This window comes from Streptomyces sp. NPDC013157, assembly GCF_042899865.1.
In the GTDB taxonomy this organism is placed as follows: domain Bacteria; phylum Actinomycetota; class Actinomycetes; order Streptomycetales; family Streptomycetaceae; genus Streptomyces.
Map to the genome: position 1 here is coordinate 949,664 of NZ_JBIBAK010000002.1, position 17,427 is coordinate 967,090.

At 71.0% G+C, this 17,427-nt stretch carries 14 protein-coding genes and 2 pseudogenes; 11 read left to right on the forward strand and 5 right to left on the reverse strand.

All coding sequences use genetic code 11. The features are described 5' to 3' along the window. Window positions 1-15: 15 nt before the first annotated feature. The 4 genes from ACFY6U_RS09665 to ACFY6U_RS09680 all read left to right on the forward strand — a co-directional run bounded on the left by ACFY6U_RS09665 (window position 16) and on the right by ACFY6U_RS09680 (window position 5,143). Complete coding sequence (locus ACFY6U_RS09665) at window positions 16-1,746, forward strand: RICIN domain-containing protein (protein WP_390036343.1); 1,731 nt, start codon at window positions 16-18, stop codon at window positions 1,744-1,746. A 223-nt stretch (window positions 1,747-1,969) separates the two neighbouring features. Next, a complete protein-coding gene (locus tag ACFY6U_RS09670) occupies window positions 1,970-3,472 on the forward strand; it encodes a serine/threonine-protein kinase (RefSeq protein ID WP_390036345.1) in 1,503 nt (500 codons plus the stop codon). A gap of 41 nt (window positions 3,473-3,513) precedes the next feature. Further along, window positions 3,514-4,479 carry a pirin family protein gene (locus ACFY6U_RS09675; protein WP_390036347.1) on the forward strand — a complete coding sequence of 322 codons (966 nt, stop codon included), beginning with the start codon at window positions 3,514-3,516 and terminating at the stop codon, window positions 4,477-4,479. 460 nt (window positions 4,480-4,939) lie between these two features. After that, window positions 4,940-5,143 (forward strand): hypothetical protein, encoded by a 204-nt coding sequence (locus ACFY6U_RS09680; RefSeq protein ID WP_390036349.1) that lies wholly within the window; start codon window positions 4,940-4,942, stop codon window positions 5,141-5,143. A 6-nt stretch (window positions 5,144-5,149) separates the two neighbouring features. Here the strand turns inward: ACFY6U_RS09680 and ACFY6U_RS09685 are convergent. After that, window positions 5,150-5,570 (reverse strand): annotated as a pseudogene (locus ACFY6U_RS09685) (aldo/keto reductase); the annotation flags it as partial. 177 nt (window positions 5,571-5,747) lie between these two features. Here ACFY6U_RS09685 and ACFY6U_RS09690 point away from each other — a divergent pair. The 6 genes and pseudogenes from ACFY6U_RS09690 to ACFY6U_RS09715 all read left to right on the forward strand — a co-directional run. After that, window positions 5,748-6,256, forward strand: a pseudogene (locus ACFY6U_RS09690) (IS5 family transposase); the annotation flags it as partial. A 142-nt stretch (window positions 6,257-6,398) separates the two neighbouring features. Continuing rightward, complete coding sequence (locus ACFY6U_RS09695; protein WP_390036351.1) at window positions 6,399-6,956, forward strand: TetR/AcrR family transcriptional regulator; 558 nt, start codon at window positions 6,399-6,401, stop codon at window positions 6,954-6,956. After that, window positions 6,953-7,846: an aldo/keto reductase gene (locus ACFY6U_RS09700; protein ID WP_390036353.1), complete on the forward strand. Its 894-nt coding sequence runs from the start codon at window positions 6,953-6,955 to the stop codon at window positions 7,844-7,846. The genes ACFY6U_RS09695 and ACFY6U_RS09700 overlap by 4 nt, the downstream gene beginning before the upstream one ends. 107 nt (window positions 7,847-7,953) lie before the next feature. Further along, window positions 7,954-8,973 (forward strand): NADPH:quinone reductase, encoded by a 1,020-nt coding sequence (locus ACFY6U_RS09705; protein ID WP_390036355.1) that lies wholly within the window; start codon window positions 7,954-7,956, stop codon window positions 8,971-8,973. Window positions 8,974-9,292: 319 nt separating this feature from the next. Continuing rightward, entirely contained in the window at window positions 9,293-9,490 is a 198-nt protein-coding gene (locus ACFY6U_RS09710) for a hypothetical protein (RefSeq protein ID WP_390036357.1), read from the forward strand. A 44-nt stretch (window positions 9,491-9,534) separates the two neighbouring features. Next, window positions 9,535-9,783, forward strand: a complete 249-nt coding sequence (locus tag ACFY6U_RS09715) for a recombinase family protein (protein WP_390036359.1) — start codon at window positions 9,535-9,537, stop codon at window positions 9,781-9,783. Window positions 9,784-10,299: 516 nt separating this feature from the next. Here ACFY6U_RS09715 and ACFY6U_RS09720 read toward each other — a convergent pair. The 4 genes from ACFY6U_RS09720 to ACFY6U_RS09735 are packed head-to-tail and all read right to left on the reverse strand — an operon-like array spanning window position 10,300 to window position 15,763. Then, entirely contained in the window at window positions 10,300-10,968 is a 669-nt protein-coding gene (locus tag ACFY6U_RS09720) for a response regulator (RefSeq protein WP_390036361.1), read from the reverse strand. Beyond that, the gene (locus ACFY6U_RS09725; RefSeq protein ID WP_390036363.1) at window positions 10,961-12,193 is read right to left on the reverse strand and encodes a sensor histidine kinase; all 1,233 of its coding nucleotides are present in this window, start codon (window positions 12,191-12,193) and stop codon (window positions 10,961-10,963) included. The genes ACFY6U_RS09720 and ACFY6U_RS09725 overlap by 8 nt, the downstream gene beginning before the upstream one ends. Window positions 12,194-12,203: 10 nt before the next feature. Then, window positions 12,204-14,411 carry an MMPL family transporter gene (locus tag ACFY6U_RS09730; protein ID WP_390036365.1) on the reverse strand — a complete coding sequence of 736 codons (2,208 nt, stop codon included), beginning with the start codon at window positions 14,409-14,411 and terminating at the stop codon, window positions 12,204-12,206. 53 nt (window positions 14,412-14,464) lie between these two features. Then, window positions 14,465-15,763 carry a serine hydrolase domain-containing protein gene (locus ACFY6U_RS09735; protein WP_390036367.1) on the reverse strand — a complete coding sequence of 433 codons (1,299 nt, stop codon included), beginning with the start codon at window positions 15,761-15,763 and terminating at the stop codon, window positions 14,465-14,467. 273 nt (window positions 15,764-16,036) lie between these two features. On the opposite strand from ACFY6U_RS09735, the gene ACFY6U_RS09740 reads away from it, so the two are divergent. Further along, on the forward strand, window positions 16,037-17,311 hold the full coding sequence (locus tag ACFY6U_RS09740; RefSeq protein ID WP_390036368.1) for an endonuclease domain-containing protein: 1,275 nt from the start codon (window positions 16,037-16,039) through the stop codon (window positions 17,309-17,311). Window positions 17,312-17,427 lie beyond the last annotated feature (116 nt).

The following is a 17,427-nucleotide window of genomic DNA, read 5'->3' on the forward strand; positions in this document are numbered from 1 at the left end:
GAGGAGACGCATGCCATGAGCCGCACACCCCTCAGAGCCACTCTCGGCGCCGTGATACTCACGGCCGCCGTCGGCACCGCGGCGCCCGCCCACGCGGCACCCACCTCGTCGACCACCCTCGTGGTGAGCGCGAACCAGACCCTGCGCTCGGTCACGCACGTGGCCACGGGCAGCCTGTACGGCCTGGACACCGCGAGCGTCCCGGCCGACAGCCTGGTCGAGCCGCTCAAGCCGAACACCTTCGTGCAGATGGCGCCCGGCGGCAGCCAGCTGCCCAACGGCGAGTCCAGCCCCGGCGGTGACGCCCTGGTCGTCGCCCCCGAGGCGGCCAGGGCCGGTGCCAAGGTGGTCGTACGGATGCCGGACTGGTATCCCGACTTCCCCTACAAATGGGTGAGTTGGAGCGACTGGCTGTCGGCCGTGGACAAGCAGGTCGCATCGGTGAAGTCCTCCGGCGCCACCAACATCGCCGCCTACGAGCTGTGGAACGAACCCGACTGGACCTGGAACACCTCGTCGGCCGGCAGCTTCGACTCCGGATGGGCGACGACGTACGAGGAGGTCCGTGCCAAGGACTCCACCACCCCGATCCAGGGCCCGAGTTACTCGGCGTGGAACCAGAGCTGGATGACCACGTTTCTCACCGACGCCAAGGCGAGCGGCACCGTGCCCGACATCGTCTCCTGGCACGAGTTGCAGGGCTCGCAGAACATCGCCGCCCATGTCGCCGCCTACCGCGCCCTGGAGAGCAGCCTCGGCATCAGCGCCCGGCCGATCGCCATCGAGGAGTACGGCACCACGAGCGAGGTCGGCGTCCCCGGGCCGCTCGCGAGCTATGTCGCCAAGTTCGAGCGGGCCGGCGTGCACGACGCCGAACTGGCCTTCTGGAACCACTACGGCACCCTCGGCGACACCCTCACCGACACCGGCGGCTCGCCCAACGGTGCCTACTGGCTCTACAAGTGGTACGGCGACATGTCCGGGAACATGCTCGTCACGACGCCTCCGGCACAGACCGGCATCGACGGCTTCGCCTCGCGCAACGGCGCGGGCAACCAGATCAGCGTGGTCACCGGCGGCTGCACCGGTTCGTGTGCCGTCACCGTCAACGGGCTGTCGTCGCTCTCCGCCTTCGGCAGCACCGTGCACGTCAAGCTGGAGTACACCCCGTCCAAGGGCCGGACGACCGCCGTCTCCGGGCCGGTGACGATCTCGGACACCGACTACACGGTCAGCGGCGGCTCGATCACCGTGCCCGTGACGATGAACGCCTCCGACGGCTACCACCTGACCATCACCCCGAGCGGTACCGCCACCTCGCTGGCCGGCCGCTACCAGATCACCAACAAGAACAGCGGCCTCGCCCTGGACACCAGCGGCGCGGGCACCGCCCAGGGCACCGCCGTCGTCCAGGCCACCGCCACCACGGGCACCGACCAGAACTGGACCCTGGTGGCCGCCGGCAACGGCCTCTACAAGATCAAGCAGCAGGCGAGCGGCCTGCTCCTCGGCATCACCAACGCGGGTACCTCCGACGGCGGCACCGCCCTGATCTGGGGCGACAACGGCACCGCCGACCACCTCTGGCAGCTGATCCCGTCGGGCGACGGCTACTACAAGATCGCCAACTACAACAGCGGGCTGCTGCTCGGGGTGACCAACATGAGCACCTCCTCCGGTGCCCAGGTCCTCCAGTGGGACGACAACGGCACCGCCGACCACCTGTGGAAGCTGACCGCCCGCTGACGTGAGCCGCGCGTGAACCCGAGCACACCCGCGCGGGGCGACGACCTGCATTCGTTGCCCCGCGCAACCTTTTCCGGCCGATTTGCAGTCGAAAACGCCAGCCGGTCCTCATCATCCCAGGAACACAGGTCGGGCAGCCGGCAGATCCGAACATGTGACCAGCCAAGCGCGGTTATCGTGTCGGAACTCATCGAACGCGGACAGAGCTGGCGGAGGACGGGCGGTGTCGGACGAGGGGCGGCTGGTCGCCGGGCGGTACCGGCTGGCCGAGCGGATCGGACGCGGCGGCATGGGCACCGTATGGCGGGCCGAGGACGAGGTGCTGGCCCGGCAGGTCGCGCTCAAACAGCTGCACCCCCGTCCGCACCTGTCCGACGACGAGCTGGCCACCCTCTACGAGCGCACCCGTCGCGAGGCCCGCAGCGCCGCCCGGGTCGTCCATCCCAACGTGGTCGTCGTCCACGACGTCGTGGACGACGACGGCCGCCCCTGCATCGTCATGGAGTACGTCCCCGCGCCCACCCTCGCCGACCTCCTCGACGGCGGCCGGACCCTCCCGCCCGAGGAGGCCGCCCGGATCGGCCTCGGCATGGTCGCCGCCCTGCGTGCCGCACACACCGCCGGGGTCCTGCACCGGGACGTCAAACCCGGCAACGTACTGCTCGGCCCGGACGACCGGGTCGTCCTCACCGACTTCGGCATCGCACTCACCGCCGGGTCCTCCACCCTCACCCAGACCGGTCAGATGGTCGGCTCGATCCCCTACATGGCCCCGGAGCGGCTGCGCGGGCTGACCCCCGGACCGGCCTCGGACCTGTGGTCACTGGGGGCCACGCTGTACCAGGCGGTGGAGGGCAGGCCGCCGTTCCGGCGCGAGACGGCGATGGAGACGGCGTACGCCATCGTCACCGACCCCGTCGAGCCGCTGAAGCAGGCGGGCCCGCTGGAGCCGCTCGTCCAGCTGCTGCTCGCCAAGGACCCGGCGGACCGCCCCTCTGCCGAGCAGACCGAGCGGGCGCTGCTGGCGACCTGGTCGGGAGCGGTGACGGAGGCGACCCGGCGCCGGCCGACGCAGCCGCCACCGGCCACGGTCCGGGCGGCGGCCGCCGGTGCCGGACGCCGTCGGCGGCGCGCCCGGCGCGGCCGGCTCGCCCTGGCGGCCGGGGCCATCACCCTGGCGGCGGCCGCAGCGGTCACGGCCGCCCTCACGCTCCCGCGCGCCCCCGCCGACAAGCATCCGGCGTCATCGGCGACGACGACCGCGAGCTCGGCCCCCTCTCCCCTCCCCCAGGGCTACCACCTCGCCACCGACAAGGAGCTCGGAGTCTCCTTCCCGGTCCCCGACGGCTGGACGGCCGGCACCCGCGCCACCGACGAGATCACCTACAAGGACCCGACGGGCCTGGCCGGCGTCACCATCGGCATGGTGGAACCGGCCGGCGCGAACCCGATCACGCACTTCGCCGACATCGAGGCCAACACCAAGGTCAACTACCCGACCTACCGCAGGCTGCGGATGCAGCGGACCACCTTCCGCGGGCAGCCGGCCGCGGTCTGGGAGTTCACCTTCCAAGGCCGGGTCCGCGTCTTCCGCGCCATCGACCTCGGCTACGGCGGCGCGGGCGGCCGGGAGTACGACATCTACCTGTCCGCACCGGACGCCAGGTGGAACACCTACCGGCCGGTCTTCGACAACCTGAGGGACGGATTCCGTACGACCGGCTGACCGCTCGGCAACGGGGACCTTCGGCCGCTAAGTTGTCCGACATGAGCAACCTTGACCGCGCGCCCGTTCCGAGCGTGTGCGGCGGCCGCGGATTCGTCGTCGCCGAACCCGTCCGCGAGCTGCTGAGCCCCCGCCACGTACAACTCGGCGAGTCGACCGAGGTGCGCCGGCTGCTGCCGAACCTCGGCCGCCGCATGATCGGTGCCTGGGCGTTCGTCGACCACTACGGCCCCGACGACATCGCCGACGAGCCGGGGATGCAGGTCCCGCCGCACCCGCACATCGGGCTGCAGACCGTCAGCTGGCTGCACCAGGGCGAGGTGCTGCACCGCGACTCGACCGGCAGCCTGCAGACGATCCGCCCGCGCGAGCTGGGGCTGATGACCTCGGGCCGGGCGATCAGCCACTCCGAGGAGAGCCCCAGGTCGCACGCCCGGTACCTGCACGGCGCCCAGCTCTGGGTCGCTCTGCCGGACACCCACCGGCACACGGACCCGAGGTTCGAACACCACCCCGACCTGCCGACGGTCACGGCCCCCGGCCTGACCGCCACGGTCATCCTCGGCTCCCTCGACGGCGCGACGTCCCCCGGTACGACGTTCACCCCCATCGTCGGCGCGGACCTGGCCCTCGCCCAGGGCGCCGACCTCCGCCTGCCCCTCGACCCCGACTTCGAGTACGGCGTCCTGGCGATGTCCGGCGAGGTGCACGTCGACGGCGTACCGGTGCTGCCGGGCTCGATGCTCTACCTGGGCTGCGGCCGCACCGAACTCCCCCTGCGCGCGGAGTCCGACGCGGCGGTCATGCTCCTGGGCGGCGAGCCGTTCGAGGAGGAGCTGATCATGTGGTGGAACTTCGTCGCCCGTTCCCAAGACGAGATCGTACAGGCCCGGGAGGACTGGGAGAAGGGGGCCCGTTTCGGCGAGGTGAAGGGCTACGACGGGTCGCCGCTCCCCGCACCGACATTGCCCGAGACCCCCCTGAAGGCACGGGGACGGGCCCGCTGACCAGGAAAGATGCAAGTTTCTGACGTCAGGCCGCCAGCGCCCGCCGCCCGTCGGCCTCACCACGACGTTCACTGACGCCAGTCCCCTCGGAGGCCGGTGCACCAGCACCTCCGAGGGGCTTCTCGATTCCAGGGTGTGGGCATCTGTGGGCAGCTTTGCCAGGACGAACGCTGACCCAATACTGACTTTACTGACGAGTAGTCAGAACTATGCCGAGCGGTCAGCCCGGCCCTCACTGGAGTGTGGCTACGGGTGCCAGCGGGCTGGCCCTCCATGGGACGACGCCCTCTACGAGAGGACTACGGCTACTACCACGCCTCGTTAAGCCGCTTGCCCGATCCATTGTGCAGGTTCGACAAATCCAGGTGCCCGTAACGAACGCCGCCGGAGAACCGACCTGTCGCCAGTCGCCACCCTTGCACCACTCGCCGCTCTCGCCAGCCGTCTCAGGAGCAGCCGAATGGACGTCAGCTACTTCGGTGCCTATGGGCACGTTCCGCTGCGCGTGGCCCTGCTGCTGGCCGAGGTGGCGGACATCCTGCTCTCCGCGTTTGCGGGCAGCGCGCGGATCATGCAGTTGCGCGCGACCGCCCGCAAGCACCACCGGGCCGGCCACAGGGCTGTGAAGGCCGGGGCCAAGGACTCGTCGAAGGCCCGGCGGTAGCCCGGACTACCGGGAGCCCGCCACAGGCCGCTGCTTGTAGAAGGAGCCTTCCAGGTAGGCGGCCTCGTGCGGCTGGTAGGGCTCCTCCAGGTAGGCGGCCTCGTCTTCGTCGAGTTCGACGTCCACCGCGTCGGCCAGCTGGGCCGGCTTGGTGACCCCGACGATGGGCGAGGTCACCGCCGGGTTGCGCATGACCCAGGCCAGGGCGACCTGGGCTGGCGACAGACCCCGCTCGCCCGCGATCTCGTGGACACGCTCAGCCACTGCCTGGTCCCCGTCGCGGTAGAGGATCTTGCCGCCCTCGTCGGTCTCGGCACGCGCCGTGGCAGCGTCCCGGGCCCCGCGTCAGCCTGCCCCGCGCCAGCGGGCTGACTGGGGCCGTGCGGCCTGCCAGCTCGCCCTCGCCCTCAAGACTGACGCGATCGTAGTCGAGTCGAAGTTGGAAACATGCCTTCGTACGGCTGCGTATCCTGGTCGGCGCGGAGGCGGGGCCTTGCACGCCTGGAGGGGCAGCCGTTAGGCACCTGCGTGAACTGCTCATCGACGCCTGGTGGCGGCTCAACTAAGACGGTGTCCTATGTGGTGATCGCTCGTTGGTCTGTGCATGGGGCGGGGTACGTGGAGTTGGATCGTTCCGGACGGGCTGTGGGAGATCGCCGAGCCGCTGATCCCACCGGCGAAGATGCGGCCACAGGGCGGCGGGACGCAGGACACGCCTGATGAGACGTTGTTCGCGGCGATCATCTATGTGCTGGTCAGCGGTTGTGCCTGGCGGGCTCTGCCGCCGCGTTTTGGGATATCGAAGTCGACCGCGCACCGCCGGTTGCTGATCTGGTCACGGGCCGGGGTGTGGGGCCGGTTGCACGAGGCGGTGCTGCACCGACTCGACGACGCCGGCCTCATGGACGTCTCGCGCGTGGTCCTCGATTCCGCTCACGTTCGGGCTAGAAAAGGGGCGAACTCACAGGTCCGGGCCCCGTGGACCGGGGTAAGCCGGGTTCCAAGAGGCACGTCCTGTCGGACGCGAACGGACTGCCTCTGGTCGTCGGCGTCTCGGCCGCCAACACCCACGACAGCGAAGCGCCGAAGCCCATTGTCGAGGGTCACCAAACGATTCCCAATGAGGTTGTCAAGCCTGGCTGGTGACGTGCTGTGACCGGGCCTGTTCGTATGACACGCACCCACCACAAACAGAACCGTTGTTCTGCTAGTGTCCCCCATAAGCAGAACGGCGATTCTTTTTGTGGGGGGTGTTGTGCCTCGGCTCACCGACGCGCGCAAGGAACTTCGGCGTACTCAGATCGCCGAGGCCGCCGTCCGCTGCTTCAGCCGCAACGGCGTGGAGCGGACCTCGATCGCCGACATCACCGCCGAGTCCGGCCTCTCGGCCGGCTCGATCTATGCGCACTACCGCAACAAGGCCGACCTGGTCCGGGTCGCCGCCCGCGAGGTGCTCGCCAAGCGCGCCGATGTCCTCGGCGATTACGCCGCGGCCGACGCCCCACCCGGCCCCGACGAACTGCTCTCCCGCCTGATTGCCGCGATCGACCCGGCCGAGGCTCGGGTCGGCGTGCAGACCTGGGGAGAGTCGACCACCGACCCGGCCATCCGCGACATCGTCGTCGACATGACCGACCGGATGCGCGCGATGCTGCACGACTGCGTCACAGCCTGGCTCGTCAAGGTCGAGCACCATGAGCCGGCCCGGGCCCGGGATCGCGCCACTCCGATCGCCCACCGGGTCATGGCGCTTTACCAGGCCGAACTGCTCTACACCGCCTTGCAATCACCGGCTGAGGAGACAGCGTCATGACCACCGCGACCGCTTCGTTCGCCGGCCGCATCGTTTCCCGCGTCGGCTACGGTGCCTTGCAGCTTGAGCGGCTGCACGACCGCCGCGGCGAGGCCGTCGCGCTGCTGCGCCGCGCGGTCGAGTTGGGCGTCGACCACGTGGACACCGCCGAGTTCTATGGCTTCGGTTTCGCCAACGCCGTGATCCGCGAGGCACTGCGCCCCGAGGACGACGTCCTGGTGGTCACTAAGGTGGGGGCCGACCCGAACCCGGGCGGGCGTGTGCCGTTGCGTCTGGCGCAGCGGCCCGAGCAGCTGCGCGCCGGCGTCGAGGACAACCTGCGCAGCCTCGGTGTCGACCGGCTCGCGGTCGTCAACCTCCGCCGCCTGGACACCGGCCCCGGGCTGCGTCCTGAGGGCGATCAGGTCGTCGACCTCGACGACCAGCTTGCGGTGATGACTGCCCTGCGCGACGAGGGCAAGATCGGTGCGATCGGCCTGAGCAGCGTCACCCTCGACGGCCTGCGCCGCGCCCTGCCGGCCGGCATCGTCTGCGTGCAGAACGCGTACAGTCTCGTCCCCCGCGACGACGAGGACATGCTGCGGTTGTGCGCGGCCGAGGGCATCGCCTGGGTCCCGTTCTTCCCGCTCGGCGGGGTCTTCCCCGGCCTGCCCAAAGCGACCGACGAGCCGGCGGTGCACGCCGTGGCCGAGTCCCTGGGCGCCACGCCCTCCCAGGTCGGCCTCGCCTGGCTGCTGCACCACGCCCCGAACGTGCTGCTCATCCCCGGCACCGCCGACGCCGCCCACCTGGAGGCCAACATCGCGGTCAGTGAGATCACCCTCGACGCCGCGACCCTCGCCACCCTCGATGCCATCGAGTCCCGCTCCAGCGATGTCTCCATCGGCTGAGCCGAACCAACGCGACCCGGCTCGCGACCGCACCACACGCCGGACACCCTGACGCACCGCCAGGCCACGCCGGGAAACCCCGCTCCACCAGGCTCCAAGGACGGATCATGAAGGCCATCATCTACCGCGACAACGGCGCCCCCGACGTTCTGCAGTTCGTCGACCGTGACCTGCCTGCTCCCGGCCCCGGCGAGGTTCGCGTCCGGGTCGCCGTGTCCGGAGTCAACCCGACCGACTGGCAGGCACGCTCCGGTATCGGCCACCCCAAGCACTTCTCGGAGGTCACCCCGCACCTCGACGGCGCCGGCACGGTCGACGCTGTCGGTGAGGGTGTCGACCAGAGCCGGCTCGGTCAGCGGGTCTGGCTGTTCATGGCCGCCGCAGGGCGGCCCACCGGCACCGCCGCCGAGTTCACCGTCGTGCCCGCCGAACAGGCCGTGCAGCTGCCCGACGAGGCCGGCTTCGACGTCGGCGCCTCACTCGGCGTCCCCGCGCTGACCGCGCACCGCGCGCTCACCGTCGCCGAGGACGGTCCGCGCCGGCTGCGGCCCGGGGCACTCGGCGGGAGGGTGGTGCTCGCCGCGGGCGGGGCCGGAGCGGTCGGGCACGCGGTGATCCAGCTCGCCCGATGGGCCGGCGCCACCGTGATCAGCACGGTGAGCAGCCCGGAGAAAGCCCGGCTGGCCACCGCCGCCGGGGCCCACCATGTGATCAACTATCGCGAGGGTGACCCGGCCGCAGAGATCCGCAAGATCGCCCCGGACGGCGTCGACATCGTCGCCGAGGTGGCGCTGGGCGCGAACCTCGCACTGGACCTGGCCGTGCTGCGAACCCGCGGCACGATCTCGACCTACGCCAACGACGGTGGCAAGCCAGTCGAACTGAACGTGCTGCAGAACATGGTGCTGAACACACGCTTTCAATTCCTGGTGCTCTACACGGCCGGTCCGGAGGCACGCGCCGCGGCCGTCCAGGACGTCGCCGCCGCAGTGCGCGACGGTGCGCTGCCGGTCGGCGAGAAGCGCGGCCTGCCGCTGATCCGCTTTCCGCTCGACCGCACCGCCGACGCGCACCGAGCGGTCGAGAGCCGTGCGGTCGGCAAAGTCCTGGTGGACGTCACCTCCTGACGTCCAGTCGGCTACCGCGCACCGACCCGCCGCCCACGGGGACCCCGCATGGGCGGCCGGGTGGGCTACCGTCACCCCGACCACCCCCTTCTGAGACTTGTGTCGTGCGAGGACCCGGGGCCGTGACGGACACTCAGGACCCCGTACGGCGGCGCGGTCGCCAGCGCCTGCCACACGGGCCGGTCCACGAAGGTGCCCCGGCTCGCGAAGCCTCTGCGGGTGCAGACGCCTGCCGACCGGAGCTCGGGGCAGCCCTGGCGGCCCGGCACCCCGCCTCCGGCCCCGGCCGCGGCGGACATTCCGGGGGCGGACATCCGTATTGGCTACGCCCGTCGCTCGCACGGCATCCCCCCGCGGCAAGGTGTTCAGCGAGAAGATCAGCACCCGGGTCCGGGTGCGCCCCCCGTTCGAACAGGCCCTGCGTACGGCGCGGAAGATCAAGGCGCACGCCCTGCACTGCCGGATGATCGTCACCGTGTGTGAGATAAAGCGGCTGGGCCGGACGCCGCCGGACTGACCGCGCTCGCCGACCGCTTCACCGCCCACGGTCTGGTCCTGGAGATGCTCGCCGGTCCCCTGCCCGGCATCTACGACCCCACCGGGCCGGGGAAGCTGCTGTTCGCGTTCGTCGCGGCGATGGCGGAGACCGAGCGGGAGAACATCTGCGAGTCGACGCTGGAAGGGCTCGACACCGCGGGCCGCAAGGGCAAGCACGGCGGCCAGCCGCCGGTCATCGCCGACGACATGCTGCACATCGTGCTGCGCCGCGCGCGAACGGCGAGTCCGTCGAGCAGATCCAGCCCGACCTGATCATCTTCACCGGCAAGCGCAAGGGACAGAACCCCTCAGTAGCCAGCGGCTACCGGGTACTCGCCGAGCACGCCAAGCGCGAGGCGTACCCCGAGGCCATCAAGGCCGCGCATGCCGGCTTTGCGGCCCTCCAGGCCCGGTGGAGTTCCTGGCCCACGTACGAAGCCCGAGCCCGCTTGGTGACATCGAACCACGTCAGTGGCTACCGCTGATTTCCGTTCGGATACTCCCCGAGGGCCGTACCGTACTCGGCGATCTGGCCACCGTCGGCTGTGCCACCCATCAGGACTGGCCACCAGCCGTCCCGCTCAGCTCGGTGACGGCCGGGTTCGGCGGCGCGGTCGTGATCGGCATGCTCGTCGGCGTGTACCCCGCCTTCCGCGCGGCCCGCCTGCCCCCTACCGAAGCCCTCGCGACGGCTCAGAGAGCGCAGTCGGTGACATCCGGTGAGGGGGATTCCGACGTGTGGTGGACCCGCAGAGGGCCGTGCGTCGGCCCCGGGGCTTGGGCGGGCGGTCAGTTCAGGGTGCGGCGGGCCAGCACGGCGGCCTGGGCGCGGCTGTGGCAGCCGGTTTTCGTCAGCATGCGGCTGACGTGGGTCTTCACCGTGTGCAGGCTGACCACGAGATGGCCGGCGATCTCGGCGTTGCTGAGCCCGTCCCCGACCAGGCGGAGAACGTCGCGCTCTCGCGGAGTGAGTTCGGCGAGCCGGGCCAGGTCTCCGTTGTCGGGTTGCTGTCTGGCGGCGGCGAGGTGGCTTGCGATGATTCGCTGGGTGACGGCGGGGCTCAGCGCGCTGTGCCCGGCGGCGGTGGCCCGCACGGCGGTGGTCAGCTCCTCGTAGGAGCTGTTCTTCAGCAGGAAGCCGGTGGCGCCGGAGGCGAGCGCCTGGTCGACGTATTCGTCGAGGTCGAAGGTGGTCAGCATGAGCGCTTGGGTGCGGCCGGGGCCGAGCAGGGCGCGTCGGCCGAGTTCGGCCAGTGCCCAGAGGCCGTCGCGGTGCGGCATGCGGATGTCCAGCATGACGACGTCGGGCTTGAGCCGGCCGCACACCCCGACGGCCTCCTCGCCGTCCTGGGCGGTGCCGGCGATGGTGATGCCTTCCTGACCGCCCAGGATGGCGGCGAGGCCGTCGCGGATGATTCGCTCGTCGTCCACGACGACCACGGTGATCGGCTCAGACACCGATGGCGTCCAGCGGGACCGTGTGCAGGGGCAGGGTGGCCAGCACCTGGAAGCCGCCGTCGTCGGTCGGGCCGGTGCGCAGTTCGCCGCCGAGCGCGTCGACTCGTTCGCGCATGCTGACCAGTCCGAGGCCGGTGCCCCAACCGGCCGGCACGGGCTCGGCGGGGCGGGAGTTGACCACCTCGCAGCGTAACTGCCCTGCGTCCTCGGCGATGTCGACCCGGACCGGGGCCCCCGGGGCGTGGCGGCGGGCGTTGGTGAGCGACTCCTGGACGATGCGGTAGGCGGTGAGTTGCACCGGCCGTGGCAGCGCGCCCGCGCCCGTGTCGGCCTCGATCTCGATCCGCCCGTCGACCTGGGCGCCGGCGGCCCGGCTGCGGTCCAGTAGTGCGGGCAGATCGCGCAGGCCCGGCATCGGGGCCAGCGGCGCCGCGTCCTCGGGGCCGCGCAACACCCGCAGCAGGTCGCGGAGTTCGCCGCCGGCCTGGCGGCCCGCGATGGCGAGTCCGTCGATCTGGGTACGCGCCCAGGCCGGGAGTTCGCCGCGGCGAGCGCGCAGGGTTTCGGCCTGCACCACGAGCAGGGTGAGGGAATGCGCGACGACATCGTGCATCTCGCGGGCGATCCGCACCCGCTCCTGCTGCGCGGCCTGCTGTTCGCGCAACTGCTGTTCGCGCAGTACGTCCGCCATGCGCCGCTCGGCCGCCGCGAGGTTCGCACGGTGGGTGCGGGCGGCGAACCCGGTGGCCCAGGCCAGCGGCATCGGGGCCAGGACGGCGATCACATCCGAACTGCCCCGGTACTGCGCCGAGACGGCGGTCAGCTGGTTGATCCACACTCCGGCGGCGACCACCGCACCGCCGCCGCCGAGCACAACCAGCCAGATGCGGGCGGCGCTGGTGCAGTAACTGCCCACGTTGTAGAGGGCGACGGCCAGCGACAGGAAGATCAGCGGGGACAGTTTCATGCCTGAGGCCGCACCCCCGACGAGCGCCGCCACCAGGGTGGCGAGGAGCACCAGGAACACCGTCACCGGCAGCTTGCGGCGCAGCGGCAGGGCTACCGCGGCCACCACCTCGGTGGCCAGCAGCAACCACCAAGCCCGCGCCGAGGGATCGGCACTCGACTGCATCAACAACGGTGCGCACAGGGTCAGTAGGACCAGTCCGGCATCGGCACCCCGCGGGCGCCATCCCGCACGCCACCGGTTCGAGTACTCCGTCACGCGACCGACCCTAGCGAGATTCAGCGCGGTCATCGTCATTCCTAGGAGCTACATCGACGCCGACCGGGACGGTGCCGGACTGTTCCACCGTCGCGTCCGGCTCGCGGCGCAGAGGCTGCGGCGTCCACCAGTTCCACCTGCCGAGCAGGATCATCGCCGCGGGCAGGACCACGGCCCGGATGATCGTGGCGTCCAGCAGGATCGCTGTCGCGAGCCCGACGCCGAGCTGTTTGAGGTCCAGCGTGGTCAGCGTGCCGAAGATCGAGAACACGGCGACCATGACCACGGCGGCGCTGGTCACGGTGGAGGCCGAGCCGGTGATGCCGCGCGCGACCGCCTTCCTGGTCGGCACCCCGGCGCGGACCGCCTCCTGGATCCGGCTCACCACGAAGACGTGGTAGTCCATCGAGAGCCCGAAGAGCACCACGAACAAGAACAGCGGCAGCCAGGTCACGATCCCGCCGTTGGACCGGAAGCCCAACAGGCCCTCGGCCCAGTGGTGTTGGAAGACCAGCGTGAGCAACCCGTAAGCGGCCCCCGCCGAAAGCGAGTTGAGCACGATCGCGGTGAGCGCGATGACCGGTGCCCGGAACGTCGCGAGCAGGACGACGAAGGTGAGCACGAGGACGAAGGCGATCGTCCACGGCATCGCGCCGGACACGTCGGCGGTGAAGTCGGCGTTCGTCGCGATCGGTCCGCCGACCGCGTACCGTGCGCCCGGCAGCCCGGAAAGCGCCGACGGCACAAGCCGTTGCCGTAGTTCGTCGAGCGCCTTGGCGGCCCTGTCACTGCCGACCGGGTACGGCACACCGACGTCGAGCACGGACACCGTCCGGTCCGCCGAGGTCTGCCGCTGCGGCGGCTGGTCGTGGGCGAACAGCGGCTCGGCCTGGGTGCGCCGGCCGAGGTCGGTCAGCGCCTTCCGCACCTGGGCCGCGTCTTTCGCCGGTGCGCGGACCGCGATCCGCAACGACGAGCCGGTGCTCGGGAAGGCCCCCGTCAGCCGGTCGTAGCTCTGCATGATCGGGATCGAGCGGGGCAGGTCGGCGTCGTCGGTCAGCCGCAGCGTCATGCCCAGCGCCGGGGCGGCGAGCGCCAGCAGGCCGACGACGGCGACCACGAGGGTCGGCTTCGGGGCCCGCAGCGCGGGTCGCAGCACCGTCGGCCAGAACCGGCCCCCGCCCTCCTTGCGGGTGGTCAGTCGCCACACCAGCGGGACCCGCGGCCGGTCGAGCCGGCGGCCGAGCTTGGCCAGCAGCGCGGGCAGCACGGTGACCGAGCCGAGCACCGCGACGGTCACCACCAGGATCGAGCCGGTCGCCAGCGAGTGGAACGTCGCATCATCCGCCAGGTACATGCCGGACATGGCGACCGCCACGGCGAGGCCCGAGACCACGACCGCGTGCCCGGAGGTGGCCGCCGCGATCTCGACCGCGTCGATGCTGCCGCGCCCTTTGGCCCGCTCCTCGCGCTCCCGCTTCAGATAGAACAGCGAGTAGTCGACCCCGACCGCCATCCCGACCAGCAGGACGACGCTGTTCAGCACATCGGTCGTCGGCACCAGGTGCGAGGCCAGCGCCGACAGCCCGATCGCCGCCCCCACCGACGACAGCGCCAGCAGCACCGGAACCCCGGCGGCGATCACCGCGCCGAAGGCCACCAGCAGGATCAGCAGGGTGACCGGGACGCTGATCAGCTCCGCCTGATGGAAGTCGCCCTTGATCCGGCCGTCGAGCGCCTCGTCCATCGAGGCGTCCCCGACCTCCTCAACCCGCAGCCCCGGGTACGCCTTCGCGGTGGCCGCCGTCGCCTCCAGCAGCGGCCGGACCCGTGACCCGGCGTCGCTGCGCGCACCCGTCATCTCGGCCCGGACCAGCAGCGCCGACCGGTTCGGCGCCACCACAGCCGACTCCACCTCCGCCACCCCCGGCAGGGCCTTGAGCCGGGCGGCCACATCGGCGGCGGCCCGCCGGGCGGCCGACGCGTCCAGCCCGCCCGACCGGGCGCTGATCAGCACGTTCTCCACCGCCGGGTCATGGAACCGGCCGCCGTCCGCGATCTCGACCGCCCGGCCCGACTCGCCCGGCGACATGGCCGAGTCGCTCGACTTCGTACCGGCCACCGCGCCCACCCCGACACAGACCACGACGAACAGCACCCATCCGCAGATCGCCCGCCACGGGTGCGTCGCGCTCCATCTCGCGATCCGCACAGTCATCCCGCGTTCCACCATCGCTACGTCGCCTCCTCGGCTCACTGAGCGACTGGACGTCACTTGGATGCGGCCGGAAGGGACTTACCGAGCATCGTGCAGACCGCGGCGTCGACCACCTTCTGGTCCGCGGCGCCCGACTTCTTGTCGTGCAGCCCGAACAGCGTCGTGGTCACCACGGTGACCGAGCGCTTGCCGGTGGCGTCCGTGTAGTTCTGGCTGGAGTAGCCGGGCACCCCTCCGGTGTGCCCCCAGACCGGCCCGCACGGGCTGTTGTACTCCTCAATCCCGAGCCCGTACCGCGAGCTCTGCGGGTCCCCGGGCGTCTCCACCACGGTCGTCTTCATCTGCTTGAGCTGCGCAGGCCGCAGCAGCCCGCCGGACGCCAGCGCTCGCAGGAACCGCTGCTCGTCGGCCGGCGTCGACACGATCGCGCCGGCCGCCCATGCCCACGCGGGGCTGATCGACGTCACCAGCACGTGTTCGCCCCGCGCCGGCCCGGCGAACGAGGTGCCCTCGGGCACGCCCGGCGGCAGCAGCGGCGCCAGGTGCTCGGCGTCCGGCTCATACGCGGGGGCCAGCCTGGCCCCGTCCCGCGAGGTGCCGTTGGCCGCCAGATAGGTGTCGCGCAGCCCAAGCGGCCCGATGATCCGCCGCTGCAGCAGAGTCGCCAGGCTCTGGCCGCTCGCCTTCTCCAACACCCGGCCCAGGGCTATGTAGTTGGTGTTGCTGTAGGAGTATTCGGCGCCCGGCTTGAACAGCGGCGGGTACTTCGCCGAGACCGCCAGCAGCGCCTCCGGCCGCACGGGGGACTGGTCCGCGCCGATCACGCGGGCCAGGGCGCTCGGGTCGTTGATGTAGTCGTACAGCCCGCTGGTGTGGTTCAGCAGCATCTTCAGCGTGATGTTCCGGCCGTTCGGCACCAGGCCCGGCAGCCACTTGTCCACCGGGTCCTGCAGCGACAGCTTGTGCTCGGCGGCCAGCTGCAGGACCAGCACACCCACCATCGTCTTGGTGTTCGACCCCATCCTGAACTGGTCGTCCGCCGACAGCTTGTGGTCCCGCTTCGTCCACGTCGCCTGCTGCGCCAGCGAGATCGTCCGGCCACTCCCGTCGTTCACCCGCACCACGACCCCGGGCGCCCCCGCGTCCAGATCCTGCCGCATCAGCGCGGCCAGCCGCTTGGCCGCGGTGGCATGGCCGACTCGCCCGGCGTCGGCGGCGTTCGCCGTGTTCAGCGCGGCGGCATCCCCCGGTGTGGCGCAGACCGCGAGCCCGGCCGTCGCGGCCAGGACCGCGGCCACCGCCATGCCGGCGCGGCGGGTGAGCAGGTGCTTCGAGACGAGTCGACGAGCCATTGTTCCTCCTGGGTCGGTTTCCCCTGCGGCGTGTACGCCGTCTGAGAACCATTCAGCCAGGAGCGCGACGCAAGATCGTCACTCGTTGTCGCGCGGTTGTCGCCCCGCCCATCGCTCCTCCGAAGGGAGCCCTCCGCCCCGGGGTCACTCCAAGGAATGACCCCATACGGGACGGCGCCCCGTCGTAAGCCGCGTACGCGGCGGCTTGTGCATCCGTCGGTCACACGGCCGTGGGCGCTCAGGAAGGCCAGGGCCGCAGCGTATCCGGCTGCGGTGGTGGCGAACTCGGCGTCCGCCTTCACGGAGCTCTCCGCCGGCTCCGCCGTCCCGCTGGACCTGGACGACCTCCTGCACATGAAGAACCTGCGCTGTCACAACCATGTCGTCATCGGCGACATCGCGCTGCGCTGCTACAAGAACAAGTCGAAGTGGACGTACGACGAACGCGATGTCCGCCGCGCAGCCCAGGCGCTCGCGGACTTCCGCCTGGACGCCGACGACCTCCTGGAGGTGCCACTGCCCGCCCACCGCCGCCACGACGAACAGGACGCGGAGGAACGGAGCCGGGCCGACTGGCGGCGGAAGATCGGATCCTGGCTGTTCTGGCAGGCCGCCCAGAAGCACGCAGAGGGCCGGCACTACGAAGAGTGGAACGACAGCTGGACACGCATCGGCCCTAACGGACTGGCCGGCGATCTGACCTGGGACGAATTCATCACGGCGTGCGACCAGTCCCCGCTCCCGCGGACAGTCGCCAACACCCGGCCGCTCGAGCCGATGACCTTCTCCGACGGCAGCCTGTTCCTGCCCAGGGCCTACACCGAACTCCTGGACCGCTGGGAGCAGGTGGAGGAGGACCTGGTCACCCGGGCCCGCACCTGCAGGGACTGTGCTGCCCAGGGCCCACGCTGGGGCGCCTGGCGTACACAGGACCGGCTCGGCTACGTCACCCTGTGCCCGCCGTGCTCAGGTGCCGCCTTCCAGCGGTACACCGGCCGCCTAGACGGCGTGCTGTACGACTCGCCCCGCGTACGAGGCACCCGCGCCGCCGACTACCTGTGCCTCCTGTGCGCCGAGACCCGAGCGGCTGCCTGGGACCACTGCCACGACCACGACTATCTACGCGGGCCCCTCTGCGGCAGCTGCAACACCTTCGAGGGGAAAACCTCCCCGCGCAACTTCCTCGAAGACAAGGAGGAAGCAGTCCTGCACCTGCTGAAGTGCCGTGGCTGCCTGGAACGGCGGACCCTGCCCGGCCGGTACCACATCGCCATCGTCCAGAAGCACCTGGAGGCGACCGAGCACCACCGTCTCCGCAGCCGCCGATGCAAGCGCCGGCCATCGGCCCAACACATGGAACTCGCCCACGGGGCGCACCGTTTTGACCTGGAGTGCTGGCGGCACAGCCACATGTGGACGAAGAACGTCACAGTGCCCGAGACCGCAGCGCTCGTACGGGACTTCGTCGACCAGGCGCTCGCCGCCGCGCGGCCGAACGCTGTGGTGCCGGCCGCGCGTGCTGCATCGGAGACGACGGCACCGGCGTAGGCCCTCCGGTCCTTTATAGGCACCCACGTCCAATGGGCCGCACGGCTCTCCCGTTGCGGGGTCGCGAGCCCCCGACGGGAAATGGGGAAGCTCCGGTGCCCCCCCCCGCTCGGCCC

Coding starts and splice junctions, on each gene's coding strand:
- ACFY6U_RS09665 (WP_390036343.1), top strand. CDS start 16: ATGAGCCGCACACCCCTCAGAGCCACTCTCGGCGCCGTGATACTCACG.
- ACFY6U_RS09735 (WP_390036367.1), bottom strand. CDS start 15,763: ATGGCTCGTCGACTCGTCTCGAAGCACCTGCTCACCCGCCGCGCCGGC.
- ACFY6U_RS09715 (WP_390036359.1), top strand. CDS start 9,535: ATGCTCGCCGGTCCCCTGCCCGGCATCTACGACCCCACCGGGCCGGGG.
- ACFY6U_RS09730 (WP_390036365.1), bottom strand. CDS start 14,411: ATGACTGTGCGGATCGCGAGATGGAGCGCGACGCACCCGTGGCGGGCG.
- ACFY6U_RS09680 (WP_390036349.1), top strand. CDS start 4,940: ATGGACGTCAGCTACTTCGGTGCCTATGGGCACGTTCCGCTGCGCGTG.
- ACFY6U_RS09705 (WP_390036355.1), top strand. CDS start 7,954: ATGAAGGCCATCATCTACCGCGACAACGGCGCCCCCGACGTTCTGCAG.
- ACFY6U_RS09700 (WP_390036353.1), top strand. CDS start 6,953: ATGACCACCGCGACCGCTTCGTTCGCCGGCCGCATCGTTTCCCGCGTC.
- ACFY6U_RS09675 (WP_390036347.1), top strand. CDS start 3,514: ATGAGCAACCTTGACCGCGCGCCCGTTCCGAGCGTGTGCGGCGGCCGC.